The organism is Serratia sp. CY52157, assembly GCF_052168495.1.
GTDB lineage: Bacteria > Pseudomonadota > Gammaproteobacteria > Enterobacterales > Enterobacteriaceae > Serratia > Serratia ureilytica.
This window is the reverse complement of sequence record NZ_JBJNMO010000008.1, coordinates 98329-121788: the sequence shown is the minus strand read 5'-3', so window position 1 is coordinate 121788 and position 23460 is coordinate 98329. Positions and strand designations below refer to the sequence as shown.

General features: G+C 60.1%; 24 protein-coding genes. 15 read left to right on the top strand and 9 right to left on the bottom strand.

The window, feature by feature from the left end; translation table 11 throughout:
* Positions 1 to 41: 41 nt before the first annotated feature.
* Together ACJ8IP_RS21710 and ACJ8IP_RS21705 are read left to right on the top strand one after the other, a co-directional pair.
* Complete coding sequence (locus ACJ8IP_RS21710) at positions 42 to 737, top strand: response regulator transcription factor (protein WP_047573837.1); 696 nt, start codon at positions 42 to 44, stop codon at positions 735 to 737.
* Positions 738 to 782: 45 nt separating this feature from the next.
* Positions 783 to 1466: a response regulator transcription factor gene (locus tag ACJ8IP_RS21705; protein ID WP_096242564.1), complete on the top strand. Its 684-nt coding sequence runs from the start codon at positions 783 to 785 to the stop codon at positions 1464 to 1466.
* Between the two features lie 221 nt (positions 1467 to 1687).
* Here ACJ8IP_RS21705 and ACJ8IP_RS21700 read toward each other — a convergent pair whose 3' ends face one another.
* Complete coding sequence (locus ACJ8IP_RS21700; RefSeq protein WP_033644817.1) at positions 1688 to 2239, bottom strand: tyrosine-type DNA invertase; 552 nt, start codon at positions 2237 to 2239, stop codon at positions 1688 to 1690.
* Between the two features lie 363 nt (positions 2240 to 2602).
* Here ACJ8IP_RS21700 and ACJ8IP_RS21695 point away from each other — a divergent pair, with 363 nt between their 5' ends.
* The 3 genes from ACJ8IP_RS21695 (at position 2603) to ACJ8IP_RS21685 (ending at position 4943) form a co-directional block, all read left to right on the top strand.
* On the top strand, positions 2603 to 4255 hold the full coding sequence (locus ACJ8IP_RS21695) for a multidrug ABC transporter permease/ATP-binding protein (RefSeq protein ID WP_047026619.1): 1653 nt from the start codon (positions 2603 to 2605) through the stop codon (positions 4253 to 4255).
* A gap of 389 nt (positions 4256 to 4644) precedes the next feature.
* A complete protein-coding gene (locus ACJ8IP_RS21690) occupies positions 4645 to 4758 on the top strand; it encodes a YmiA family putative membrane protein (protein WP_071883595.1) in 114 nt (37 codons plus the stop codon).
* Between the two features lie 23 nt (positions 4759 to 4781).
* The gene (locus ACJ8IP_RS21685) at positions 4782 to 4943 is read left to right on the top strand and encodes a hypothetical protein (RefSeq protein WP_172448720.1); all 162 of its coding nucleotides are present in this window, start codon (positions 4782 to 4784) and stop codon (positions 4941 to 4943) included.
* Here ACJ8IP_RS21685 and ACJ8IP_RS21680 read toward each other — a convergent pair.
* Positions 4940 to 6160 (bottom strand): CynX/NimT family MFS transporter, encoded by a 1221-nt coding sequence (locus ACJ8IP_RS21680; protein WP_442524521.1) that lies wholly within the window; start codon positions 6158 to 6160, stop codon positions 4940 to 4942. The genes ACJ8IP_RS21685 and ACJ8IP_RS21680 overlap by 4 nt on opposite strands.
* A 503-nt stretch (positions 6161 to 6663) precedes the next feature.
* On the opposite strand from ACJ8IP_RS21680, the gene agaR reads away from it, so the two are divergent.
* From agaR to agaF, 6 genes are read left to right on the top strand one after another with little or no spacing between them, the layout of a single operon-like run.
* Positions 6664 to 7437 carry a transcriptional repressor AgaR gene (gene agaR / locus ACJ8IP_RS21675; protein ID WP_033644822.1) on the top strand — a complete coding sequence of 258 codons (774 nt, stop codon included), beginning with the start codon at positions 6664 to 6666 and terminating at the stop codon, positions 7435 to 7437.
* A gap of 23 nt (positions 7438 to 7460) precedes the next feature.
* Positions 7461 to 8744 carry a D-tagatose-bisphosphate aldolase, class II, non-catalytic subunit gene (locus ACJ8IP_RS21670; protein WP_164107379.1) on the top strand — a complete coding sequence of 428 codons (1284 nt, stop codon included), beginning with the start codon at positions 7461 to 7463 and terminating at the stop codon, positions 8742 to 8744.
* Position 8745: 1 nt separating this feature from the next.
* Positions 8746 to 9222, top strand: a complete 477-nt coding sequence (gene agaV, locus ACJ8IP_RS21665) for a PTS N-acetylgalactosamine transporter subunit IIB (protein WP_004931808.1) — start codon at positions 8746 to 8748, stop codon at positions 9220 to 9222.
* Between the two features lie 14 nt (positions 9223 to 9236).
* Positions 9237 to 10016: a PTS N-acetylgalactosamine transporter subunit IIC gene (gene agaW / locus ACJ8IP_RS21660; RefSeq protein WP_033644826.1), complete on the top strand. Its 780-nt coding sequence runs from the start codon at positions 9237 to 9239 to the stop codon at positions 10014 to 10016.
* Positions 10006 to 10899, top strand: coding sequence for a PTS system mannose/fructose/sorbose family transporter subunit IID (locus tag ACJ8IP_RS21655; RefSeq protein ID WP_164107381.1), 894 nt, complete (start codon positions 10006 to 10008; stop codon positions 10897 to 10899). The genes agaW and ACJ8IP_RS21655 overlap by 11 nt, the downstream gene beginning before the upstream one ends.
* A 10-nt stretch (positions 10900 to 10909) precedes the next feature.
* Positions 10910 to 11344, top strand: a complete 435-nt coding sequence (gene agaF, locus ACJ8IP_RS21650; protein ID WP_033644830.1) for a PTS galactosamine/N-acetylgalactosamine transporter subunit IIA — start codon at positions 10910 to 10912, stop codon at positions 11342 to 11344.
* Positions 11345 to 11380: 36 nt separating this feature from the next.
* Here agaF and ACJ8IP_RS21645 read toward each other — a convergent pair whose 3' ends face one another.
* The gene (locus ACJ8IP_RS21645) at positions 11381 to 13108 is read right to left on the bottom strand and encodes an ABC transporter ATP-binding protein/permease (RefSeq protein WP_442524520.1); all 1728 of its coding nucleotides are present in this window, start codon (positions 13106 to 13108) and stop codon (positions 11381 to 11383) included.
* Positions 13109 to 13313: 205 nt separating this feature from the next.
* Here ACJ8IP_RS21645 and ACJ8IP_RS21640 point away from each other — a divergent pair, with 205 nt between their 5' ends.
* Entirely contained in the window at positions 13314 to 14021 is a 708-nt protein-coding gene (locus tag ACJ8IP_RS21640; protein WP_033644832.1) for a hypothetical protein, read from the top strand.
* 28 nt (positions 14022 to 14049) lie between these two features.
* On the opposite strand, the gene ACJ8IP_RS21635 is transcribed toward ACJ8IP_RS21640, so the two are convergent.
* Positions 14050 to 14697 carry a DsbA family protein gene (locus tag ACJ8IP_RS21635; protein ID WP_033644834.1) on the bottom strand — a complete coding sequence of 216 codons (648 nt, stop codon included), beginning with the start codon at positions 14695 to 14697 and terminating at the stop codon, positions 14050 to 14052.
* Between the two features lie 68 nt (positions 14698 to 14765).
* On the bottom strand, positions 14766 to 15650 hold the full coding sequence (locus tag ACJ8IP_RS21630; protein WP_046687735.1) for an MBL fold metallo-hydrolase: 885 nt from the start codon (positions 15648 to 15650) through the stop codon (positions 14766 to 14768).
* A 108-nt stretch (positions 15651 to 15758) separates the two neighbouring features.
* On the opposite strand from ACJ8IP_RS21630, the gene ACJ8IP_RS21625 reads away from it, so the two are divergent.
* On the top strand, positions 15759 to 16667 hold the full coding sequence (locus tag ACJ8IP_RS21625; protein WP_033644836.1) for a LysR family transcriptional regulator: 909 nt from the start codon (positions 15759 to 15761) through the stop codon (positions 16665 to 16667).
* Between the two features lie 27 nt (positions 16668 to 16694).
* Here ACJ8IP_RS21625 and ACJ8IP_RS21620 read toward each other — a convergent pair whose 3' ends face one another.
* Entirely contained in the window at positions 16695 to 17618 is a 924-nt protein-coding gene (locus tag ACJ8IP_RS21620; RefSeq protein WP_047026615.1) for a LysR family transcriptional regulator, read from the bottom strand.
* Positions 17619 to 17751: 133 nt separating this feature from the next.
* Between ACJ8IP_RS21620 and lysA the strand changes: the two genes are divergently transcribed.
* Positions 17752 to 19014: a diaminopimelate decarboxylase gene (lysA, locus tag ACJ8IP_RS21615; RefSeq protein WP_033644838.1), complete on the top strand. Its 1263-nt coding sequence runs from the start codon at positions 17752 to 17754 to the stop codon at positions 19012 to 19014.
* 27 nt (positions 19015 to 19041) lie between these two features.
* Here the strand turns inward: lysA and ACJ8IP_RS21610 are convergent, their stop codons facing one another.
* From ACJ8IP_RS21610 to galR, 3 genes are all read right to left on the bottom strand, one after another.
* Positions 19042 to 19344 (bottom strand): helix-turn-helix domain-containing protein, encoded by a 303-nt coding sequence (locus ACJ8IP_RS21610; protein ID WP_025304078.1) that lies wholly within the window; start codon positions 19342 to 19344, stop codon positions 19042 to 19044.
* Between the two features lie 5 nt (positions 19345 to 19349).
* The gene (locus ACJ8IP_RS21605) at positions 19350 to 19694 is read right to left on the bottom strand and encodes a type II toxin-antitoxin system RelE/ParE family toxin (RefSeq protein WP_033652133.1); all 345 of its coding nucleotides are present in this window, start codon (positions 19692 to 19694) and stop codon (positions 19350 to 19352) included.
* A 158-nt stretch (positions 19695 to 19852) separates the two neighbouring features.
* Positions 19853 to 20872 carry an HTH-type transcriptional regulator GalR gene (gene galR / locus ACJ8IP_RS21600; RefSeq protein ID WP_033652132.1) on the bottom strand — a complete coding sequence of 340 codons (1020 nt, stop codon included), beginning with the start codon at positions 20870 to 20872 and terminating at the stop codon, positions 19853 to 19855.
* 220 nt (positions 20873 to 21092) lie between these two features.
* Here galR and ACJ8IP_RS21595 point away from each other — a divergent pair, with 220 nt between their 5' ends.
* Positions 21093 to 23351, top strand: a complete 2259-nt coding sequence (locus ACJ8IP_RS21595; protein ID WP_103101278.1) for a molybdopterin guanine dinucleotide-containing S/N-oxide reductase — start codon at positions 21093 to 21095, stop codon at positions 23349 to 23351.
* Positions 23352 to 23460: the final 109 nt, after the last annotated feature.

Here is a 23460-nt window from a genome sequence, read left to right as displayed (position 1 = left end):
CGGCGTGGGCGGAAGGTTAACGACAGAGTTAAGGTGATGATATGAAAATCAATTATCCCAATGGAATGGCCTTGGCGGCGGGCAATGAAGCGGCGGGTGCCGTGGCTGTCATGGAACCCTGCGCCATGACGGCTCTGGGGATGAGAAACCGGTTGATTGAATCCTGTGGTCTCCAACCTGGCAACATTCGGCAGGTGGCAAATCTGGGGGAACTGAGAGCCTTATTGACTGAGCATCCGCATCGTTTATTGGTGATGGAGCTGTGTGGTCAATCAGAGTCGGTATTGGAGGGATTCAAGCTGATCGCCGAGGTGCGGGAAAACTCGCCGGACACCGCGATTGTCATCTGTACGGCATTGGATGAACCGAGGCTGTTGCGGCAGCTCATCGCTTCCGGCATTCGCGGCCTGATGCTGAAGCAGGAACCGGCTATTGCATTGACCCACTGTGTTCAGCAAGTCCTGACAGGCAGTTGCAGCTTCAGCCACCGGGTACGCCAACGTCAATTGCATGAGGCTGGCGCCGATAAACCGCTGACGGCGAAGGAACTGGATGTGTTGACCCAACTGTTTTCCGGTAAGAGCGTGACCAGCGTGGCGCTGACCATGTGCCGTGATATCCGCACCGTCAGCACCCATAAACGCAATGCGATGTTGAAGCTGGGGTTTCACAGCGATGGGGAACTGTATCTTCAGGGGAAATGGATGGCTGCGCAAGGTTCATCCTTGGTTCGCTAGGCAAGCGCACGAGGTCTCGTGGGCAAGCAAGCATAGGAGCAGATTATGCATTTATGGCGTCAGCAACCGCTGAACATAGCATTAATGGACAGATGTCCATTGACGCTGGAAGGGTTGGCCAGTTTTTTAAAAACGCTGCCAACCCAGGTAAAAGTCGTCGTAAAGGAAACCAGCGTACGTGCGGTGGTGGATAGCGTGGTCTATCAGCAGGCCGACGTGCTGATTACCGAACTGGACGGTGAAGATGAGACGCCCGCTAAGGGCAGGGAAGCGTTGCTGGCCCTGTGCACGCAACTGCCCGAATTACGGGTGATTGCCTATACCCGTTGCCGTAATGCAGAAGAGTTAGGGCGATTGTTGCCTCAGCCCAATGTCAGCATCGTCGCCAGAGATGACGCTTTACCGCTGGTGGCGGAGTTTTTTAATCGGGTCTTGCTTGGGGAGCGAGTGTTGAGCCCACAGATAGGGACTTTTCTGGCACCCTCGGTTAGCGCAGATGAAGTGTTCACCCGAAAGCTGACTCGCTGCGAGACTGATGTGTTGGCCTTTTTGTTCAACGGCATGAGCCTGCGGCAAATTGCCGAATTGCAACGCCGCAGCATCAAGACGATCAGCGCGCATAAATGCAGCGCCATGCGCAAACTGCAGGTGAAGAATGACAGCGAACTATTTTCATTGCACGGCAATATTACGCGACAATTTGGCGGGAAGTGGTCAAAGGGGACTTAATCGTTAATGACAGGGTATAAGCAGGTAGCATAGGCGTTGAAAAAACAATCAAACAAGTGTTCCCCTGGGCGGATGGATGAAAGCAGCTCGGCGTTGGAATAGTGCTGAATTAGACCGTTGTTGGCGTGCCGGGCTGCATTTTCCCATCCGATATTTTTTACCTTACTCAATGCGCATGTTAAAAGAAGATGAGCGCCTGCACCGTTATTTCCATCGTAAGATTAAATGCTGATCGTGCGGAATCGCTCTACATTGGTTGCGGTGTAGATCACCGTATTCTGGATATTTTTGTGCCCTAAATAATCCTGAATCAAGCGCGTATCGACCCCGTTATCTGCAAGCGCGTAACCGCAGGAGTGTCGCAGCATGTGAGGATGAACTTGAACGCTAATACCGGCCATTTCACCGTACATTCTCATTAGGCGATACAGTTGCTGACGTGAAATTTGCCCGCCGTGGCGCGACAGAAATAACCATGGGGAATTGGCGTCAGGATAGTTCGCCCGCTGGGCCAGCCAGTTTAACAGCGCCTGTCGTTCTCGCGGCTGAATGGGGTGCTGAACGGAAAAACCGTTCTTTAGCCGAGATATATGGATCCGATGGGAGGTAAGATCAATATCTTGCAGGCGTAATGATCGCAGTTCGCTCACCCGCAAGCCGTGAATGAAGCACATTAATAGTAAACAACGATCTCGAATGCTATTTTTACCCTCATGCACGGCGGCAATCAGTTGTTCAATTTCAATCTGGCTAAGGAATTTCCTTTTTTTCATTTTCCTTTCCTGCGTATCTGGTACTGGCGATTTCCATCATGAAGTTTTATTAAAGCATTGGAACATAATAGGCGGCAAAGGAAATAAATAATTTTATTTGCTAATGCATGGGTTTATTTTATCTTTTTCTTTTTGTTATTTTTTTAGTGAATGAATTTTGATTTTATAGATCTATTTTTTTAGCGGCTTATTTAATTGGCGAATATTTAGCGCCCAGAGTGAACCATGCTGCGAATTGGCCGCCGGCAGGCGGCAACGCCTCTCCCCCGACCAGTGCTTGATAAGCTGCGATGAGAATTCGTCTTGATCTCATTCTCACGCCGCTTACAATGCCTGCCAGATCGCGACTTCAGAGGTTTGTTCATGGAACTGCTACGGGTGGTTTATCGCCAGTATCGTTGGCCATTTCTGGCGGTTATGGCATTGACCATGGCCAGCGCCGGTTTAGGCATCGGTATCATTGCTTTTATCAATCAATATCTGATGGACGTCAGCGGCAACCCATTGGCCGTGTTGCCGATGTTTCTCGCCCTGCTGGCATTGTTGATAGCGGTCACGTTGGGTTCACAGCTGGCGCTGACCACATTGGGCCATTACTTCGTCTATCGGCTGCGTGGGCAACTGGTGAAGCGCATTCTGGATACCGAGATCGAGCGCCTCGAACAGTTAGGCAGCGCCTCATTGCTGGCCAGTCTGTCCAGTGACATCCGCAATATCACCATCGCCTTCGTGCGCTTGCCCGAATTGGTGCAAGGGGTGATTTTGACCCTGGGGGCAGCGGCCTATCTGGGGTGGTTATCGCCGAAAATGCTGGCGGTCACGGCGGTTTGGGTGGCGGTGACCGTGGTGGGTAGCGGCTGCCTGGTGTCACGGGTTTATCGCCATATGGCCAGTTTGCGCGAGTCAGAAGAGCGTCTCTATCATCGTTATGAATCGGTGATTGACGGCCGTAAGGAACTGACGTTGAACCGCAAACGGGCGCAGGCGTTATACGAGCAGGCCTATCAGCCCGACGCGCAAGCCTATCGCTACCATATCATTCGCGCCGATACCTTCCATTTGAGTGCGCTCAATTGGTCAAACATCATGATGTTAGGGGCGATCGGGCTGGTGTTCTTTATGGCCAACAGTTTGGGATGGGCGGACTCGACGGTGGCCGCGACCTACTCGCTGACGCTGCTGTTCTTGCGCACGCCCTTACTGCAGGCCGTGGGGGCGTTTCCGACGCTGGTCGGCGCCGAAGTGGCCTTCAACAAGCTGAAAGCGCTGCGTTTGGCCGAGTATCAGTCGGGGTTTCCAGCCGCCGTTGGCCGTTCCTGGCAGACGCTGGAGCTGCGCGACGTGGTTTTTCACTATGCAGATGCGGAACAACAGCCCGGTTTTACCGTCGGGCCGCTCAATCTGACGCTGCGGCGCGGTGAGCTGGTGTTTCTTATCGGCGGCAACGGCAGCGGCAAGTCAACGCTGGCGATGCTGTTGACCGGATTGTATCGGCCGGTAAGCGGGCACATCGTTCTGGATGGCGTCGCACAGACCGCGGCGGATATGCCGGACTATCGCCGGCTGTTTTCAGCGATTTTCACCGATTTTCATCAGTTCGATCGTTTACAAGGACCGGAAGGCGGCGAACCTGATGCGGCGCTGGTCGCGCATTGGCTTGAACGGTTGAATATGAAAAGCAAATTGCAGTTCGACGGCGCCAGAGTGACCAACCCGCAACTGTCGCAGGGGCAGCGCAAACGTCTGGCCCTGTTGCTGGCGGTGGCGGAACAACGCGATATTTTGCTGTTGGATGAATGGGCCGCTGATCAGGATCCGCAGTTCCGGCGCATTTTCTATCGCGAACTGTTGCCGGCGCTGCGCGCGTTAGGCAAAACGGTGTTCGCCATCAGCCATGACGATCACTATTTCGAACACGCCGATCGGTTGCTGGAGATGCGCTCAGGCCATTTACGCGAGTTGACCGGCAGCGAGCGTGAACACGCCAGCCGGGATTCCGTCAGCAGGATCGGTTAACTTACGTCGGCCCGTGCCAGACCAAAACGGGCCGGCGCTTCTCCCGCGCATTATTTCAGTGCGTCGCTTCATTTTCTCTCCCTCCTCCAATGCTGTCTGCTGCCGATTTGGCTTACGACCAGTCAAATAATTGATGTTTGAATTATTTACCGGTGGTTTAATTTTGACCTTTAAAGGTGTGGCACACTGCGCATTCGTTCGCCTATCAAAACACGTTCTCGCCTGCCGATAACAGTGATATCCACGGTGCCGTTCTGGCTGATTCGGCAATGCAGACCTATGGGTAGCAGCATTTTTTTAAATTTCCATAGGAAAAAACGACTTTATTGATCGTTAAAATAGATCAATAATTTTATTTTGAGTGGTTTAATCTATTGGTTAGGGGCGCTGTGGTGAGCAAGGATGGATCAAATATCAAACGTAAAGCATGGCTATGCGTGTTTATCGTTAGTGGGCTGTTCTGGCTGCTAACCGCTGCCGTGATTTACTGGTTACTGAGTTAGCAGGTTAAGCAGGAAGACGATTCGTGAACAAGAAGCAGGCTAAAAACCGTGAGGGCGCTCAGCGTCGCGCGCAGTCAAAAATTCCGCCTTCATGGGGGCTGAGCGATGAGCAGCGCGCCTTTATTGAAGATTTATGGCAGGATACCGACCCCGAAGCGGCGCGGCCCATCGCTCAGCGACGTTAGCCGATCACGCGGCTGCGGCCGGCCAGCGCGCCGAACAGCATTTGCAAGACGGTCAGGCATAGCAGAGCGATCAACGGCCAGCGCCAGCCTTCCGTCAGATCGTGCAACAGGCCGAATAAGGTGGGCCCCAGCGCCGCCAACAGATAACCGACGGATTGCGCCATGCCCGACAGCAGCGTCGCCTGATGATGATGCTGACTGCGCAATCCAAAGAACGACAGCGCCAGCACCAGCGAACTCCCCGCTCCCAACCCGGCAAACGTCAGCCACACCAGTGAACTGGCGGGTTGCACCAATAATCCCCCGACGCCGATAAAGATCAGCAGAGAACTGCCCAGCGCTATCGCCCGCTGATCGCGCGCCCGCGGCAAAATCACCACCATGACAAAGTTGGCGACGATCGCCACCACCTGATAAACGAACAGCTCGAAGCCCGCCTGCTGGGCTGAGGCGCCGTGGCTGACGGCAAAGGCGCTGAACCAGCCGATAATGGTGTAGAAGGCGATCGATTGCAGCCCCATGAACATCGCCACTTGCCAGCCCAGCGCGCTGCCCCAGGGAGAGCGATAGCGTTGCGGCTCTGCCGATTGTGGCTCTTTGGCTGCGGGTGTAGCTGTGCGCCGCAGCTGCGGCAACCAGATCAACAGCGCCAACAGCGCAGGTAATCCCCAGCACAGCAAGGAGAAGCGCCAGCCGAGATCGGCCAGGGAAGCCAGCGGTACCGCCAGACCGGAGGCGATGGCGGCGACCAGTGACATCACCGCCGCATAGGCCGCTATCATCGCGGCGGCGCGATGAGGAAAATCTCTTTTCACCAGCGTTGGCAGCACCACATTGGCGAAGGCGATGGCGGCGCCGATCAGAACACTTCCCAGCCACAGCATGGCGTCTTGCGGCAGGGAACGCAGCGCGATGCCGCAAACCAGCAGTGCGAGGGCAAAGCCCAGGGTGCGTTCGATTCCGAAGCGTTTCGCCAGCGCCGGGGTGAGTGGCGAGAGGACGGCGAACAGGATCAGCGGCAGCGAGTTGATCAGGCCGGCGGCGGTGGCGGACAACGCCAGCTGTTGCTGAATCTGTTCCAGCAGCGGGCCGACGCTGGTGAGGGCGGCGCGCAGGTTAGCCGCGATCAGCATGATGCCAACGATCAGCAGAGCAGGGCGATGCAAACGGCGACGCGGGGTCGCGATGGATGATGAAGATGAAGCGGGTTGCGGCATGAGTTCCTCGCACCAGGGCATGCAGACAATCAGCGCTGCATGGCGTGATGCGTTGATTGACGTTAACGCTTACGTACCGACAAGGAGCCGATATCTGATCGCAAGTGTAGGGAAGATGGCTCGTGCTGACAAGGGGATGGCCCGGCGGGATGGAGAGGGCTGACCCCCACCGGCTGCAGGATAATTACCATTATGTGATCCTGGTCACTTAGCGAACTAAAAGTCATGGAACAGGACGGGGTCTGCAGCGCTTTCACTTCTGCCGCCGCCGGTGCGGCTGCTCTCCGGCGCTCATGCTCGTCATGGCATTTCATTTTTCTCCCATTCCATTTTTTGGCTTTTCGATTCGTTTCGATTCGAAAGGTTTTTTGGCGGTTTTTTTGCTAAAACGGGGCTGTAAGCCCGATCACAATTTCATTGCTTTCGCTTTGCTGTAATGCCAGCGCAGTAGAGCGAAAGCCATCTTCTCCCCGGCGATACCGGAAACCTGAGGACCGCAGCTCATGCCAGTGAATACCGCAAAGCGACGTGAACACATCATCGATCTGTTATGCGAGCACGGCAGCGTGCGTGTGGAACAGCTCAGCAAACAGTTTGCAGTATCCACGGTGACGATCCGCAACGATCTGCGCTTTCTGGAACGAAAAGGGTGTGCGCTGCGCGCTTACGGCGGCGCAATGCTCAATCAGCAATTCGCTTTCGATCGGCCGCTGCGGGACAAAGGGCGGTTGAATCGCGATGTCAAAACGCTGATCGCCAACGCGGCGGCCGGCTATGTGCGCGACGGCGAGGCGCTGATCCTCGATTCCGGTTCAACCACCGCGCAGATTGTGCCGTTCCTGAAGGGGCGGCGCGATCTGGTGGTGATGACCAACGCGTTGAACATTGCCTATGAGCTTTCGGGAAACGACGGGGTGGAAGTCATGGTGCTGGGGGGCAGCGTGCGCCGCAACTCTTACTCGCTCTACGGCCCGGCTGCCGAGCAGCAATTGCGTCAGTACCGCTTCGACAAGCTGTTTTTGGGCGTCGACGGGTTCGATCTGAGCGCCGGCATCACCACGCCTCACCCCGGTGAAGCGCACCTCAATCGCGTGATGTGCGAGGTGGCGCGCGAGATTATCGCGGTGGCGGATGCCAGCAAATTCGGTCGCAAGAGCTTTTGCATGATTCGCGAAGCCGGACAAATCCATCGGCTGATCACTGACAGCCGTCTTCCGGACGATTACGAGCGGGCGTTAACCGAGCTGGGCGTGGAGGTCATCATCGCCGATCGGTAGCACGGCGCCTGCATGGGGGCTTCATGCAGCAGTTGTTACAGCTTGTCGAGCAGCACAAGGCCGGTATGCCGGTCGGGATTTTTTCCGTCTGTTCCGCCCATCCCTGGGTTCTGAAGGCCGCGCTGCGGCAGGCTAAAAGCCGCGGCACGCCGGTGTTGGTGGAAGCGACCTCCAACCAGGTCAATCAGTTCGGCGGCTATACCGGCCAAACGGCGGCCCAGTTCCGCGATACGCTTTGGCGTCTGGCGGATGAGGTTGGCCTGGCGCGCGAGCGCGTGTGGCTGGGCGGCGATCATCTGGGGCCGAACGCCTGGCAGGATCGCCCGGCTCAGGAAGCGATGGCGCTGGCGGAAACGTTGATCGACGATTACGTTCGCGCCGGATTTCGCAAAATTCATCTCGATTGTTCCATGTCGTGCGCCGGCGATCCCTCGCCCCTGGGTGATGCGGCGGTCGCCGAGCGTGCGGCACGCCTGTGCGCGGTGGCGGAACGCGCCTGGGCGCAGAGCGGCGGCGAAGCGCCGGTCTATGTGATCGGCACCGAGGTGCCGGTGCCGGGCGGGGCGCAGGAGGCGTTGGCGGGCCTGCAGGTCACCACGCCGCAGGCGGTGGCGCAAACGCTGGAAATGCACCGTATCGCCTGGCAAAAAGCCGAGCTGAACGATGCCTGGCAGCGAACCATTGCGCTGGTGGTGCAGCCGGGCGTCGAGTTCGATCACCACAGCGTCGAACGTTATCAGCCGCAGCGCGCCGACGCATTGAGCCATTTCATCGAACGGCAGCCGGGCATGATCTATGAAGCGCACTCTACGGATTACCAACCGCCGCAGGCCTATCGCCAGTTGGTGCGCGATCACTTCGCCATCCTGAAAGTGGGGCCGGCGCTGACCTTTGCGCTGCGAGAAGCGCTGTTCGCCCTCGATCGCATCGAGCGTGAATGGCTGGGGGAACGCCAGTCGTCGCAGCTGCGCGCCACGCTGGAACAGGTGATGCGCGAGCAGCCGCAGCAGTGGAGCCGCTATTACCACGGCACGCCGCACCAACAGTATCTCGATCGCCACTACAGCCTGAGCGATCGGGTGCGTTACTACTGGCCGCAGTCGCAGGTGCAGCAGGCGGTCGACGGCTTGCTGGACAACCTGCGCCGCAACCCGGCGCCGTTGGCGCTGCTCAGCCAGTACCTGCCGGATCAGGCGCGGGCGCTGAATGCCGGCGAGTTGAGCACCGATCCGCAGGAGTGGGTGCTGCATAAAGTGACGCAGGTACTCGACGATTACCACGCCGCCTGTTACCCGGAGGGCCGCTAGCATGCCGAACATTTTAATGACCCGCATCGACAATCGCCTGGTGCACGGCCAGGTGGGCGTGACCTGGACCAATACCCTCGGCGCCAACCTGGTGGTGGTGGCCAACGACGAGGCCGCCGCCGATCCGGTGCAGCAGAACCTGATGGACATGGTGGTGGCGGAAGGGGTGCAGACCCGTTATTTCACGCTGCAGAAAACCATTGACGTGATCCACAAGGCGGCGGATCGGCAGAAGATCTTTCTGGTGTGCAAAACGCCGCAGGACGTGTTGACGCTGGTGCGCGGCGGGGTGCCGATCCGTTTCGTCAACGTCGGCAATATGCACTTCGCCGAGGGGAAGCGGCAGGTGCACAAAACGGTGTCGCTGGACGACGGCGACGTGGCCGCGTTCCGCGCGCTGGCGGAACTGGGCGTGGAGTGCGAAGTGCGACGGGTGCCGGATGAAGCGGGTGAGGCGATCGGCAAACTGCTCTTTTGAGCCAGGGGGAAAGCATGTTGACGGATGCGTTATTGATTGCGCTGTTGGCCGGGCTGGCGGGGGTTGACCTGTTCGACGGTCTGACCCACTTCCACCGGCCGGTAGTGATGGGGCCGCTGGTGGGGCTGATTTTGGGCGATGTCTATACCGGGTTGCTGGTGGGTGGCACGCTGGAGCTTGTGTGGATGGGGATGGTGCCGTTGGCGGGAGCCCAACCGCCTAACGTGGTGATCGGCGGGGTGATCGGCACCGCATTCGCCATTCTGACCAAAGCCGATCCTAAAGTGGCGATCGGCGTGGCGGTGCCGTTCTCGATCGCGGTGCAGGGCTGCATCACGCTGCTGTTTACGTTGTTCTCACCGATGATGCACCGCTGCGATCGCATGGTGAAAGCGCTGAACTGGCGCGGCATTGAACGGGTGAACTATCTCGGCATCGGCATTCTGTTCATCTTCTATTTCGTGGTGGCGTTCCTGCCGATTTACTTCGGCGCCGATGCGGCCAGCGCCATGGTGCAGAAAGCGCCGGGCTGGCTGCTGGACGGGCTGGCGGTGGCGGGCGGCATGATGCCGGCGATCGGTTTCTCGCTGCTGATGAAGGTGATGATGAAAAAAACCTACGTGGCCTATTTTATCCTCGGTTTCATCTCGGTCACGTTTCTCAAACTGCCGATCCTGGCGGTGGCGCTGGGCGCCCTGGCGATCGCTTTGATTGATTTCTTCAACACGCAACGCGGCGCGGCAGAGGCGACGGCCCGGCCCGCTCCGCAGGAGGACGCCGAAGATGGCATTTAACGATTCCGACGATCTGCTGGCGCAAAAGGCCGAGCAGCGTATGGCGCAGGCGCTGGCCACCAGCCAGGTGGAGCAGGACGACTATCTGGACAGCCGGCCCGCCGAAGCGCTGACGCGCGGCGACATCAACCGCATGGCCTGGCGTTCGCTGCTGCTGCAGGCGTCGTTCAACTACGAGCGCATGCAGGCGGGCGGCTGGCTGTATCAGCTGCTCCCCGCGCTGCGCAAGATCCACCGCAACCCGCAGGATCTGGCCAACTCGATGAAGATGCACATGGAATTTATCAACGTGCACCCGTTCGACGTCACCTTCCTGTCCGGCCTGGTGCTGGCGATGGAGCAGAACAAGGAAAAGATCTCCACCATTCGCGCGGTGAAAGTGGCGCTGATGGGGCCGCTCGGCGGTATCGGCGACGCGCTGTTTTGGCTGACGCTGTTGCCAATCTGCGCCGGCATAGGCGCTTCGCTGGCATTGGAGGGCAGCCTGTTCGGGCCGATCGTCTTCCTGCTGCTGTTCAACCTGTTCCACTTCGGCCTGCGTTTTGGGCTGGCGCACTACGGCTATCAGGCCGGCACCAGCGCGCTGGCGCTGCTGAAGACCCATACGCGGCGCATTTCTCACGCCGCTTCCATTGTCGGCATGACGGTGATCGGCGCGCTGGTGGCCTCGTACGTGCACCTGTCCACGCCGCTGGTGATGCACGCCGGCAAGGCCAGCGTGGCGCTGCAGACCGATGTGCTGGACAAGTTGATGCCCAACTTGCTGCCGCTGTGCTTCACGCTGCTCATTTTCTTCCTGATGAAGCGCGGATTCTCGCCGGTGAAGCTGATTGGCGTCACGGTAGCGATCGGCGTGGCGGGCAAATTTATCGGCATTTTATGAGGAGCGGGATATGCCAGGCATTGTGATTACCGGCCACGGCGGCTTTGCCTCCGGGCTGCTGCAGGCGGTGGAACAGGTGGTGGGGCCGCAGCGACATTGCGCGGCGGTCGATTTCCCCGAACAGATGAGCACCGCGCAGCTCAGGGATGCCTTACGCTCGGCGCTGGTCGCGGTGGCGCAGCCGGACGGCGTGGTGTTCCTGACCGACATGCTCGGCGGTTCGCCTTTTCGCAGCGCCTGTGAACTGGCGGATGCGCGGGGTGATTGCGAAGTGCTGACCGGCGTCAACATGCAGCTGGCGGCGGAAATGATGCTGGAACGTGACGGACTGAGCCTGGATGAATTTCGCGAGGTGGCGCTGGCGTGCGGTAAACGCGGCCTGACCAGCCTGTGGCATGAACGCCGCCGCGTGAAGTGCGAAGACGCGCAGGCCGACGGCATCTGAACGAAAACCGGGCGCGGGCGCGCCCGGCTCCGTGAGTTAGGCCGGCAACGGGCTCAGCGCCAGACGCGCCGGTTGGTCTTCGCCGCGGCTGAAGCGCCAGCAGGTCTGGTGGTATTTCGCCACGCTGTTGCGGTGCGCCACGCTGACCAGCGTCACGTCCGGCAGTTCATCCACCAGCAGGCAGTACATCAGTTGCTCGGTTTCGTCGTCCAGCGCGCTGGTGGCCTCGTCGAGGAACAGGATGCTCGGGCGAATCAACAGGGCGCGGGCGAAGGCTAGCCGCTGTTGCTCGCCCGGCGACAGGCGATGGCTCCAGTTGGCGGAGGTGTCCAGCCAGCGCTGCAGGTGCTTCAGGCGGCAGTTTTCCAGCACCCGCATCAGCTGCGCGTCGCTGTATTCCGACGCCAGGCTCGGGTAGCTCAGCGCTTCGCGCAGCGTGCCGATCGGAATGTAGCTGCGCTGCGGCAGGAACAGCATGTTGGCGTTGCCCTCTACCCCGATGGCGCCCGCGCCGTAAGGCCAGATACCGGCGATGGCGCGCAGCAGCGTCGACTTGCCGCAGCCGGAAGGCCCGACGATCAGCAGGCGATCGCCGCGTTGCAGCGTCATCTCGGCGCCGGTCAGCAGCGGCTGGCCGTCGGGCAAGTGCAGGCTGAGGTTGTCCAGCGTTAACGGATGGGCGGTCTCCTCCCGCAATTGAATGCCGCGCGGCTGATGGTGAACCTGATCGACGGCGACGTTGAAGCCGGCCAGACGGTTAACGCAGGCTTTCCAGGTCGCCAAATCGTTAAATGCGTCGATAAACCACGACAGCGCGCCCTGCACCTGGCCGAAGGCCGAGGCGATCTGCATCAGGCCGCCCATCTGGATGGCACCGGAGAAGTAGCGCGGCGCCGCCACCAGCAGGGGAAACACGATGGCGAACTGGCCGTAGAAGTTAGTGGCGATGTTGAGCCGCCGGGTGATGCGCATGATCGCCCACCAGTTGCTGCGAATGGTGTCGAAACGGTCGCCCAACTGCTGCGCCTCGCGCGGTTCGCCGTGGTATAGCGCAATGGCGTCGTTGTTTTCGCGGATGCGGATCAGGCCGAAACGGAAGTTCGCCTCATACCGTTCCTGGTTGAAGCCCAGCATGACTAGCGGTTTGCCGACCCACCAGATCAGCAGCGATCCCAACACCGCATACAGCAGCGCGAACCACACCATATAGCCGGGCAAGGTGATGGAGTGTTGCCCGAGCGCGAAGGTCATCGGCCCGCTGACGTGCCATAAAATGTCGATAAAGGAAAACAGCGTCACCAGGCTGGAGAGCAGCCCGAGCGACAGCGACAGGGTATATTGGGTCAGCACGTTGAGATCTTCAGCGATACGCTGATCGGGGTTATCGACGATCTGCTGCTGCTCGGTGTGGTAATACGCCTGGTGCGCCAGCCATTTTCCCATGAACCTTTCCGTCATCCAGCGCCGCCAGCGCATCTGCAGCCCCTGAGTCAGGTAGATCTTGTAGACCGCCAGCACGATGAAGATCAGCGCCAGATAGGTAAAGCGCCACAGCTGCGCCTTGAATACCGGGTAGTTTTTGTTCTGCAGCGCGTCGTAGAACACCTGGTTCCACTGGTTGATCTGCACGCTGATATAGACCAGGCCGAGCGACAGGACGACGATGGCGATCAGCATCATCCAGGCGCGCCATCGTTCCTCCGACACCCAAAAGGGTTTGATCAACTGCCAAATGGCGTGTCTCTGCAAGGGGGTTGCGTTCATAACGGCTCGATAATTGCGGTATTTTGTTCAGCATGGGCTGCGGGCCGGTAACAAACAAACCGCGACTGTAAGCAGTTTTGACTCCGCTAACCGTTTGAAATAAGGCTGCTGAATCGCCGGCGGCGCGCAGGTGAGCGCAATTGCGGCATACACTCCGGCGCCGGGCGGTTATACTGGCGCCGAATTTTTGCAGAAAGGATAAACGATGAAGGCTTGGTTTCCCCTGTTGCTGACCTGCGGCGTCTTCGCCAGCGCCCGGGCCTGGGCGCACATTGACGAGCCGGACATCGCCGCCGACTGCCAAAAGGTGGCGAGCTACGCCGAACTGGGAAAAAAGGCCTATCAGCGCCAGGATTACGCCAAAGCCGCCGACATCTTTCGCGATCAGGCGGCCTGGAGCGAGTTTTGCGGTCTGAGCGAGCAGGCTGTCGCCACGGCTTACAACAACGTGGCGCTGTCGCTGATGCACGCCGGTGAATTGCTCAAGGCGCAGGCCTATCTGGCGCTGGCGCCGCACGATGACAAATCGCAGCACAACATGAGTCTGTTGCGCCAACGCCTGGCGCAGCGGCCGCAGCCGCAGGGGCCGGGCGGCGTGTACTGGCAATACGCCGGGCGCGGCGTGTGGAGCGAAGTGGTGGTGAAGCCGCAGGGCGAGCGCTGGCTGATCGATTTTTCCGGCTACGCCATGCCGCAGATGGGGCTGTATTACGGCCCGAACATGGGCGACTTCACCGCCGAGCTGCCCATTGAGCACGGCAAGGCCGTCTACCATCAACATGACTCGGAAAGCGCGCAGGTCTGCGACGTGACGATGGCGTTTGGCGAGCAAGCGCTGGAGATGCATACGCGGGGGGATTGCGGGTTCGGCCACAATGTGCGGGCGGAAGGGCGGTTCGTGCGGGTCGAATGACCCGCCCCGGTGGCCGGGGCGAGAAGGGTTACGCCAGCGCGGCGGCGCCCAACAGATTCTTCCAGGCTTCCACATTGCCCAGATAATTGCCGGCCGGCAGCAGATGCAGCTGGCCCTCGCTATCCTGCAGCGCAAAGGTCGGGAAGCCCTGGCCCTGCACTTTGGCCAGCAGCGCCCGGCTTTCCGCGATGTGTTGCGCGGTCGGCGCACCGCTGTTGAAGCGCATTTCGGCGATAAACGCCGCCGAAGGCAACCCCAGCTCTTTCGCCAACGCTTCCAGCACCGGCGTGTCGGCGATGCGTCGCCCTTCCTGATAGTGCGCCTGCTGAATGCGGTGCAGCATGTCCAGCCCGCGTCCCGCCAGTTTTTCCGCCGCCAGGATAGCCGTGATCGGCGGCTCGGAATCCATCACCGCCGTGGTGTCGCGCAGCAGGCCGTTGAAATAGGCTTCGCCGAAAGGCTGGCCCGTCATCTCGGCGATGCGCTTGTCGTGCGGAATGACGTAGTTGCGCCATTCGTCGGTGATCTGACGGCGGTTGTTGCCGGTCATCATGCCGCCGGCGTGCGGCACGACCTTCAGCCCGGGGAGGCTCTGAGCCGCTTTCACCAGCGGCGCGGCGCCGTAGCACCAACCGCACAGCGGATCGAAAATGTAATGCAGAGTGGTTTCGGTCATTTTTACTCCTCGCTTGGCGCGCGGCAAGCCGCCGCGGCGCCAGGGCTGGTTCAATCACGCACGGGCGCTTATTGCGGCCACTTCATCTCGCCTTTCAGCACTTTCGCGCTCAGTTCCAGGCTCGATTCGTCTTTCAGCGTCGGGTAGTGCTTTTTCATCGCTTCAATCAGCGCGGCGGAATCCTTGGCTTTCGGCAGTTCGGCTTCCAGCGTGGTCAGGTATTTTTGGGTAAAGTGCACCGATGCCAGCGTCTGTGCGGCACCCGGCAGGAAGTGGCCCGGCACGACGACCTGCGGCTTCAGCGCTTCGATGTTTTTCAGCGTTTGCTGCCAGTGCTGGCGCGATTCTACGCTCTGGTTATCGGCGATCCACGGATGGATATTGTCACCGGCGACCGCCACGCCGCCCACGACCGCTTTCAGCGCCGGGATCCACACGAAGGTGCGATCGGGGGTCGGGCCGTTCAGGCCTTTCACTTCCACTTTTTGACCGTCGATGGTGAAGCTGTCGCCCTGCAGCGGCTGCGGCACGATCACGGTTTTCGGCGCGTTGTCTTTCAGGATTGGGCCCCAGTAGGCGATTTTGCCGTCTTTGGTGGCGTTAATGTCCTTGATGGTGCCAGGCGAAGCGATGATTTTCGCCTCCGGGAAAGCGGCCTTAATCACGTCCAGACCGAAATAGAAATCCGGATCTGAGTGGCTGATGTAGACGGTGGTCAGTTTCTTGCCGGTCGCCTTGATCTTTTTCACCAGCTCTTCGGCATCGTTGCGCTGGAACTGTGCGTCGATCAGCGCCACTTCGTGTTTGCCGCTGATGATTTCGGAAGACACCGGGAACACGCTTTTCTCGCCCGGGTTATACACTTCCATGGTCAGGGTATCGGCAGCGGTGGCGTAGGTGCTCAGGGTGGCGACGCCGGTGAAGGCCAGAGTTAACAGTGATTTCTTAAACATGGGCAGAGGTCCTTAGGTATCGGTTAATGTTGTAATGATGTTAGGTTGCATAAAGCGATAGAAAAACCGGATAATAAGCAATTATTCGTTGCATAAATCGGACTAATCATGGATCGCATTACCGCCGCTGAGGTTTTTGTCACCATCGTCGATCGCGGCAGCATGATCGCCGCTGCGGAAACGCTGGAGATGTCGCGCGCGATGGTCACTCGCTACCTGGCTCAGATGGAGCAATGGGCCGGGGCGCGTTTACTGCACCGTACTACCCGTAAGCTTAGTCTGACCGACGCCGGTGAGCGTACTTTGGAGCGCTGCCGACAAATGTTGGCGCTGGCGGGGGAAATCGATCTGGTGGAGGAAGGGCAGAGCGACGAACTGCGCGGCCTGCTGCGCATCACCTGTTCGCAATCGCTCGGACAAACGGCGCTGGTGGGGGCCGTCGCCCAGTATCTGAAGCGTCATCCGCAGGTGGCGGTCGATCTGCAGATGAACAACCGGGCGGTGAACCTGGTGGAAGAGCGCATCGATCTGGCGCTGCGCATCACCAATGAGCTGGATCCCAACCTGATCGCCCGGCCGCTGTCCACCTGCGCGTCGGTGGTGTGCGCCGCGCCCGCTTATCTGGCGGCGCACGGCACGCCGCGCCAGCCGCAGGATCTGGCGTTGCACAACTGCCTGACTTATTCCTATTTCGGCAAAAGCCTGTGGCATTTCGACGCTCAGGGGGTGAAATCGGCGGTGGCGGTCAGCGGCAACCTGAGCGCCAACGAATCGGTGGTGCTGATGGCCGGTACGGTGCAGGGCGCGGGCATTTCCCTGCAGCCCTACTATTCGGCGGCGCCGCTGTTGGCCAGCGGCGAACTGGTGGAGCTGCTGCCGGGTTACCGGCCGCAATCGATGGGCATCTACGGCATCTATACCTCACGCCGACAAATGCCCGCCACTTTGCGCACCATGCTGGACTTTCTGGTGGAATGGTTCGCCAGCGATCCGCAGTGGCAGGCGACGCTGCGCTAAGGCCGCGGCAACATTCCCACGCCGTTTTCACCGTTTGACGGCGGCGGCCAGGCGGGCGGAGAACAGTGCCGCCTGTTGATGCAGATGGTCGATAAAGGCCGTCACCAGCGCCGATGAAGGGCGGTGCAGCGGCCGTATCAGGCTGACGGTGAACGGCACGTCGATGCTGAATGGCCGCACGTGCACGCCGCTGCCGGCATAGTCGAGCGCCGTCAGCGGGTTGACGATCGAGACCCCCACGCCGGCTCTCACCATGGCGCACACCGACGCCGCGCTGTGCGTTTCCATCACCATGCGGCGCTCGACGCCCTGCTCGGCGAACAGCGCATCGAGCAAGTGGCGATAGCTGTCGGTGCTCGACAGGCTGATAAAGTTTTGCCCGGCGAAATCCTGCGGCGTCAGTTGGCCTTTCGCCAGCAAAGGATGGCCCGCCGGCAGCACGCAGACCTCATTCAACGTCATCAGCGTTACCCGCTCGGTGCCCGCCGGCGTCAGGGTGGTTTCCGTCAGCCCCAGATCGTGGCGCTGGGCCGACAGCCACTCTTCCAGCAGCGGCGATTCTTGCGGGATCACGCTGAAGCTGACTTCCGGGTAACGTTCGATAAAGGGCCGGCACACCGCCGGCAGCAGCGATTGGGAAAATACCGGCAGGCACACGATCGACAGCTGCGCCTGCTGAAACTGGCGAATGCCGGCGGCGGCGTTGACGATGCGATCGAGGCCATAATAGGAGCGTTGCACCTCTTCGAACAGCCGTAGGCCCTGCACCGTGGGGGACAAGCGCCCGCGAACCCGATCGAACAGCTGCAGCCGAATCAGCTTCTCAAAGCGTGCCAGCTCACGGCTGACGGTGGGTTGCGAGGTTTGCAGCAGGGCTGCCGCCTCGGTCAGGTTGCCGGTGGTCATCACCGCCCGAAAGATTTCTATCTGCCGCAAAGAGATGCTGTGCATGACGAGGCTGCTCGACTGTAAAGAAAGCTATATCATAAATGAATAGACTACGGCTAAATAGATATTTTCCACCCGATTCAGCGTGCGGCACTATGGCCTTATCTGCCGTTACTTTCGAATTGGGAATATCGCCATGCCACGCCCGTTGCACGACACCTCCACCGCGTTGAACGCCGCTAACCTGCTGGCCTTGCCGCAGCGCTTCGGTTGCCCGGTCTGGGCTTATGATGCCGACATCATCAGCCAGCGCATCGCTCAGCTGCGCCACTTCGACACTATCCGTTTCGCGCAGAAAGCCTGTTCGAACATTCATATTTTGCGCCTGATGCGCGAGCAGGGCGTGAAGGTGGATTCGGTGTCGCTCGGCGAAATCGAGCGGGCGCTGCAGGCCGGTTTTCAGCCGGGCGGCGAGCCGAGCGATATCGTGTTTACCGCGGACGTATTGGATCACGCGACGCTGGCGCGCGTCAGCGCATTGAAGATCCCGGTCAACGCCGGTTCCATCGATATGCTGGATCAGCTCGGCCAGGCTTCCGCGGGGCATCCGGTGTGGCTGCGCATTAATCCGGGGTTTGGCCATGGCCACAGCCAGAAAACCAACACCGGCGGCGAGAACAGCAAGCACGGCATCTGGTATGCCGACCTGCCGCAGGCGGTGGAGAAGATCCGCCGCTACGGCCTGAAGCTGATCGGCGTGCATATGCATATCGGCTCCGGCGTCGATTACCAGCATCTGGAGCGCGTCTGCGATGCGATGGTGCAGCAGGTGATCGATCTCGGTCATGACATCAGCGCCATTTCCGCCGGCGGCGGCCTGTCTATCCCGTATCAGTACGGCGAAGAGGCGATCGATACCGAACACTATTTCGGTTTGTGGAACCGGGCGCGTGAGCGCATCGCCGCGCATCTGGGGCACCCCGTGCAGTTGGAGATTGAACCCGGACGTTTCCTGATGGCGGAGGCGGGCGTATTGGTGGCCGAGGTGCGGGCGGTAAAAGACATGGGGAGCCGCCACTTTGTGCTGGTGGATGCCGGTTTTAACGATCTGATGCGCCCGGCGATGTACGGCAGCTATCACCATATTTCGCTGTTGCCGGCCGATGGGCGCGACACCTCGGAACAACCGCTGCGCGACACGGTGATCGCCGGGCCGCTGTGCGAATCCGGCGACGTCTTCACCCAGCAGGCGGGCGGCGGCGTGGAAACCCGCGAGCTGCCGCCGGTGCAGATCGGCGATTATCTGGTGTTTCACGATACCGGCGCCTACGGCGCATCGATGTCCTCCAACTACAACAGCCGTCCGCTGTTGCCTGAAGTGCTGTTCGAAAACGGCGAGCCGCGTTTGATCCGCCGCCGCCAAACCATCGAAGAACTGATCGCGCTGGAACTTATCTGATAAGCGGGCGGGCGCCTTGCGCCCGCTTCACAGCGTCATGCGACGGTGCTGGCCATTGGGCAATTGCACATCCAGCGACAGCGTGCCGCCCATCGCCTCGATATAGCGTTTGAGCGACGACAGCTTTATTTCGCTGCCGCGCTTTTCCAAATTGGCGACGGAGGGTTGGCTGATGCCGAGCCGCTTCGCCAATTCAACCTGAGAGACCGCCAGCTCTTCCCTCAGCATTGCCAGCCGCAGTTCGAAAATTTCCTTGTCCGCCTTTTGCCTGGCTGCGGCAACGACGGCGGGATCGAGCTTGTCGATCAGTTGGGATAACGGTTTGGCCATCTGCACTACCTCCGGGTTGCCAGATAATGTGAAAATTCCATGGCAGCGATGGGCAACATGCGCTGGTAAAAGCGTTTGTCGCCGGTTTTATCGCCACCGCACAGCAATACTGCTTGCCGCTGTGGGTCAAAGGCGAAAAACACCCTGAAAGGGCGCCCGCGATGTTGAACGCGCAACTCCTTCAACTGCCGGGCCGCGTCGGAAAAATGCAGCGTATCGGCGTGCGGCCGCGCCAACTGCGGGCCGAACGTCTGTAATTTGAAGATCGCCGCCAGGATGCTTGTTTGCTGGGCGTTGTTCAGCGCCAAAAACCAGTCGTCGAATCGTTCGACGGTCACCACTTGCCACATGATGCGCTTCGAATATAGCGTTTATGCTATATAGCGTAAAGGTTATTGTGCCAACAATCTGCACGAACGCAGGGAGCGGAAAAAATCCAAAAGTGAGAAATGCGGCGGGCTGCGCAATCTGAGCGCATGGGTGACGGCTCACCCATGCGGCGGCATGATTACGGCTGTTCGTGCGCGTTGTTGAGGGTGGCGACCGAGTGGCGGCGCACCAGCGTTGGGCTGAACATGTTGGTGATTTCCGGCAGCGGTTGCCGGTTGGCCAGCGCCAGCGCCAGCTCCGCCGCCTGGGTGGCCATCGCCACGATAGGGTAGCGAATGGTGGTCAGGCGTGGGCGCAGGTAGCGCGAAATCAACACGTCGTCGAAACCGATCAGCGAAATTTCTCCCGGTACGTCGACGCTGTTATCGCTCAGCACCGACAGCGCGCCGGCGGCCATCGGATCGTTGTAGCAGGTAATGGCGGAGAACGAACGGCCGCGGCCGAGCAATTCGGTCATCGCCTGTTCGCCGCCGATCTCGTCCGGTTCGCCGTAGGCGATCAGCTTTTCATCCACCGCAATGCCGTGTTCCTGCAGCGCGTCGAGATAGCCTTGCAGACGATCGGTGGCGTCGGAAATCTGGTGGGTGGAGCAGATGATGGCGATGCGCTGATGCCCTTGCTGGATCAGATGTCGGGTCGCCAGCCAGGCGCCGTAGCGATCGTCGAGCGCCACGCAGCGCGTTTCAAACCCCGGCAGCGTGCGATTGATGAGCACCATGCCCGGGATCTGTTGCATCCAGCCGCAAAGTTCCTGATCGCTCAGCCTTTTGGCGTGCACCACCAGCGCTTCGCAGCGGTGCCGCACCAGCTGTTCAATCGCCTGACGCTCTTTTTCGGCGTCGTGGTAACCGTTGCCAATCAGCAGAAAATTGTGGGTGGCGTAGGCCACCTGCTCGACCGCCTTGACCATCGCGCCGAAGAAGGGATCGGAAACGTCGGAGACGATCAGCCCCAGCGTCTCGGTGGATTGCTGCGCCAGCGCTCGTGCGTTGGCGTTAGGGTGATACTGCAGCTGTTCCATGGCGGCCTGCACCGCGGTGCGCGACCCTTCGCTGGCCTTGGGGGAATTGTTTATCACGCGGGATACCGTGGCCACGGAAACACCCGCCAGCCTGGCAACATCCTTTATCGTAGCCATATCAGTCAACACATCCTGGGTAATCGCTTACATCCCCCAGTTTTGCGGAAAAAAACCGGGGCTGCAAGCGGTCTCGTGCGCAACTTGTGGCGGCGGTTGCAGAATCTCTTCGAGTCTGTACGCATAACCGACTGCTACCGAACGATAGCGCAATTTGTACGTTGGCACTGGCGGCGGGCTGAGGTAACGTCTGTGCATTCCGATTTGCGCCGAGAACGCCATGTCCATTAAACGCTATCCGCAGCTCGCCCATTGGGGCGCTTATACCGCCGTGGTTGAAGACGGCCGGCTTATCCGTTGTGAACCCTTCGTCGACGATCCCGACCCTTCGCCGCTGCTCGATTCCATCGTCCCGATGGTCTACTCCGACAAACGCATCCGCAAGCCGGCGGTGCGCCGCTCGTGGCTGCAAAAGCGCGAGGGCAGCGACCGTACGCTGCGCGGCAGGGAAGATTTCGTCGAGGTGGACTGGGAATTGGCGCTCGATTTGGTGGCGCAAGAGAATCGCCGGGTGCGCGAGCGTTACGGCGCCTCCGGGTTGTTTACCGGCTCTTATGGCTGGTCGTCGGCCGGGCGGCTGCACCATGCCCGCTCGCTGGTGCGGCGGTTCTACTTCAGCGGCGGCGGCGGCGTCGATCAGCAGGGCAACTACAGCTGGGGCGCGGCGCAGTTCTTTCTGCCGTATGTGATCGGCACTTTTTCGCCCTTGACCGGGCGCGTCACCAGTTGGCCGAGCGTGGTGGAGCATTGCGAGCTGTTTGTGGCGTTTGGCGGATTGGCGCTGAAAAACGCTCAGGTCTCTTCCGGCGGCGCGGCGGAACATGCGCTCAAGCCCTGGCTGCAAAAGCTGGCGCGCAAGGGCACGCCGGTTATCAACATCAGCCCGATGCGCGATGATTGTCCCGAGTTTGTCAACGCGGAATGGATCCCGATCCGGCCGAATACCGACGTGGCGCTGATGCTGGCGCTGGCTTACGAAATCCAGCGGCTGGGTGCGCAGGATGAAGCCTTCCTGCACAGCCACTGCGTGGGCTATCAACAACTGGCGGATTACCTGAACGGCGCCGGTGACGGCGTGGCGAAAACCCCCGTTTGGGCCAGCGCAATTACCGGCATTCCGGCGGCGCGCATCGCGCTGCTGGCGCGGCAACTGATCGGCGTGCGCAGTTTCATCACCTGTTCCTACTCCGTGCAACGCGCGCATCGGGGGGAGCAACCGTATTGGATGATGATCGCGCTGTCGGCGATGCTGGGCCAGGTGGGGCTGCCGGGCGGCGGTTTCTCGTTCGGCCACGGTTCGATGAACGGCGTCGGCAATCCGCGCGTGGATACGCCTGCGCCGACCATGCCGGTAGGCGAAAACCCGGCCGGGCTGGCGATCCCGGTGGCGCGCATCTGCGACATGCTGTTGCACCCCGGTGAGGCCTATCAATTTTGCGGCGAGACGCGGCATTATCCGGATATCCATTTGGTGCACTGGGCCGGCGGCAACCCGTTCCATCATCATCAGCAGTTGAATCGGCTGGTGGAGGGCTGGCAGAAGCCGGACACGGTGATCGTTCAAGATATCTGGTGGACGGCGGCGGCCAAAATGGCAGACATCGTGCTGCCGGTCACCAGTTCGCTGGAGCGTAACGATATCGGCGGCTCGTCGCGCGATCGCTACGTGTTGGCGATGCATCAGGCCATTGCGCCGCAGCATCAGGCGCGCAACGATTTCGATATCTTCGCCGATCTGGCGGAGCGTCTCGGCTATCGTGAGCGCTTTACCGAGAATCGCGACGAGCGGGCCTGGATCGAAGCTATCTACCGGCAATGCGGCGCAGCGCAGCAGCGCGCCGGCGTCGCCTGGCCCGAGTTTGAGGCCTTCTGGCAACGGGGCTATGTCGAGCTGCCCGCGCCGGCTAAAGAGTTCGTATTTTTTGACGCGTTCCGCGCCGATCCGCAGGCTAACCCGCTGCAAACGCCCAGCGGCAAGATAGAGCTGTTCAGCGAGCGGATCGCCGGCTATCGCTACGAAGATTTCGCTCCGCATCCGCAGTGGCGGCCGCCGGTGGAGTGGCTGGGCGCGCCGCAGGCCAAAAACTGGCCGCTGCACCTGATCTCCATTCAGCCGAGCGATCGCCTGCATAGCCAGATGGATCCGGCGCCGCTGGCGCAGGGCAACAAGACCGCCGGGCGAGAAACCTTGTACATGCATCCGGACGATGCGGCGCCGCGCGGCGTGGCGGACGGCGCCGAAGTGCTGGTCAGCAACGCGCGCGGCAGCTGTCTGGCGGGGGTATCGCTCACCGATGGCGTGACGCGCGGCGTGGTGCTGATGGCGACCGGTGCCTGGTTCGAGCCGGGTTTCGACGCGCAGCGCCGGCCGGTCGAGCAGGCGGGCAACCCGAACGTGCTGACGCTGGATATCGGCACCTCGCCGCTGACGCAGGGGCCGAACGCCATGAGCTGCCTGGTCGAGGTCAGCGCACGATGAGCGAAGATGTCACGTCTGGGTCACTGGCTCGTCGTTGTTATATTTATTTTCGTCGCTGCGGGAAGGTTTAAGTTTCATTGAGTTATTACAGCAGATCGTGGGAAATTTA

Bases quoted from the DNA above. Each gene is read 5' to 3' on its own strand.
- ACJ8IP_RS21595 (WP_103101278.1), top strand. From the start codon at position 21,093: ATGTCCATTAAACGCTATCCGCAGCTCGCCCATTGGGGCGCTTATACC.
- ACJ8IP_RS21695 (WP_047026619.1), top strand. From the start codon at position 2,603: ATGGAACTGCTACGGGTGGTTTATCGCCAGTATCGTTGGCCATTTCTG.
- lysA (WP_033644838.1), top strand. From the start codon at position 17,752: ATGCCACGCCCGTTGCACGACACCTCCACCGCGTTGAACGCCGCTAAC.
- ACJ8IP_RS21605 (WP_033652133.1), bottom strand. From the start codon at position 19,694: ATGTGGCAAGTGGTGACCGTCGAACGATTCGACGACTGGTTTTTGGCG.
- ACJ8IP_RS21705 (WP_096242564.1), top strand. From the start codon at position 783: ATGCATTTATGGCGTCAGCAACCGCTGAACATAGCATTAATGGACAGA.
- ACJ8IP_RS21645 (WP_442524520.1), bottom strand. From the start codon at position 13,108: ATGAACGCAACCCCCTTGCAGAGACACGCCATTTGGCAGTTGATCAAA.
- galR (WP_033652132.1), bottom strand. From the start codon at position 20,872: ATGGCTACGATAAAGGATGTTGCCAGGCTGGCGGGTGTTTCCGTGGCC.
- ACJ8IP_RS21700 (WP_033644817.1), bottom strand. From the start codon at position 2,239: ATGAAAAAAAGGAAATTCCTTAGCCAGATTGAAATTGAACAACTGATT.
- ACJ8IP_RS21625 (WP_033644836.1), top strand. From the start codon at position 15,759: ATGGATCGCATTACCGCCGCTGAGGTTTTTGTCACCATCGTCGATCGC.
- ACJ8IP_RS21710 (WP_047573837.1), top strand. From the start codon at position 42: ATGAAAATCAATTATCCCAATGGAATGGCCTTGGCGGCGGGCAATGAA.
- ACJ8IP_RS21630 (WP_046687735.1), bottom strand. From the start codon at position 15,650: ATGTTTAAGAAATCACTGTTAACTCTGGCCTTCACCGGCGTCGCCACC.
- ACJ8IP_RS21620 (WP_047026615.1), bottom strand. From the start codon at position 17,618: ATGCACAGCATCTCTTTGCGGCAGATAGAAATCTTTCGGGCGGTGATG.
- ACJ8IP_RS21635 (WP_033644834.1), bottom strand. From the start codon at position 14,697: ATGACCGAAACCACTCTGCATTACATTTTCGATCCGCTGTGCGGTTGG.
- agaF (WP_033644830.1), top strand. From the start codon at position 10,910: ATGCCAGGCATTGTGATTACCGGCCACGGCGGCTTTGCCTCCGGGCTG.
- ACJ8IP_RS21670 (WP_164107379.1), top strand. From the start codon at position 7,461: ATGCAGCAGTTGTTACAGCTTGTCGAGCAGCACAAGGCCGGTATGCCG.
- ACJ8IP_RS21680 (WP_442524521.1), bottom strand. From the start codon at position 6,160: ATGCCGCAACCCGCTTCATCTTCATCATCCATCGCGACCCCGCGTCGC.
- ACJ8IP_RS21640 (WP_033644832.1), top strand. From the start codon at position 13,314: ATGAAGGCTTGGTTTCCCCTGTTGCTGACCTGCGGCGTCTTCGCCAGC.
- ACJ8IP_RS21655 (WP_164107381.1), top strand. From the start codon at position 10,006: ATGGCATTTAACGATTCCGACGATCTGCTGGCGCAAAAGGCCGAGCAG.
- agaW (WP_033644826.1), top strand. From the start codon at position 9,237: ATGTTGACGGATGCGTTATTGATTGCGCTGTTGGCCGGGCTGGCGGGG.
- agaR (WP_033644822.1), top strand. From the start codon at position 6,664: ATGCCAGTGAATACCGCAAAGCGACGTGAACACATCATCGATCTGTTA.
- ACJ8IP_RS21610 (WP_025304078.1), bottom strand. From the start codon at position 19,344: ATGGCCAAACCGTTATCCCAACTGATCGACAAGCTCGATCCCGCCGTC.
- agaV (WP_004931808.1), top strand. From the start codon at position 8,746: ATGCCGAACATTTTAATGACCCGCATCGACAATCGCCTGGTGCACGGC.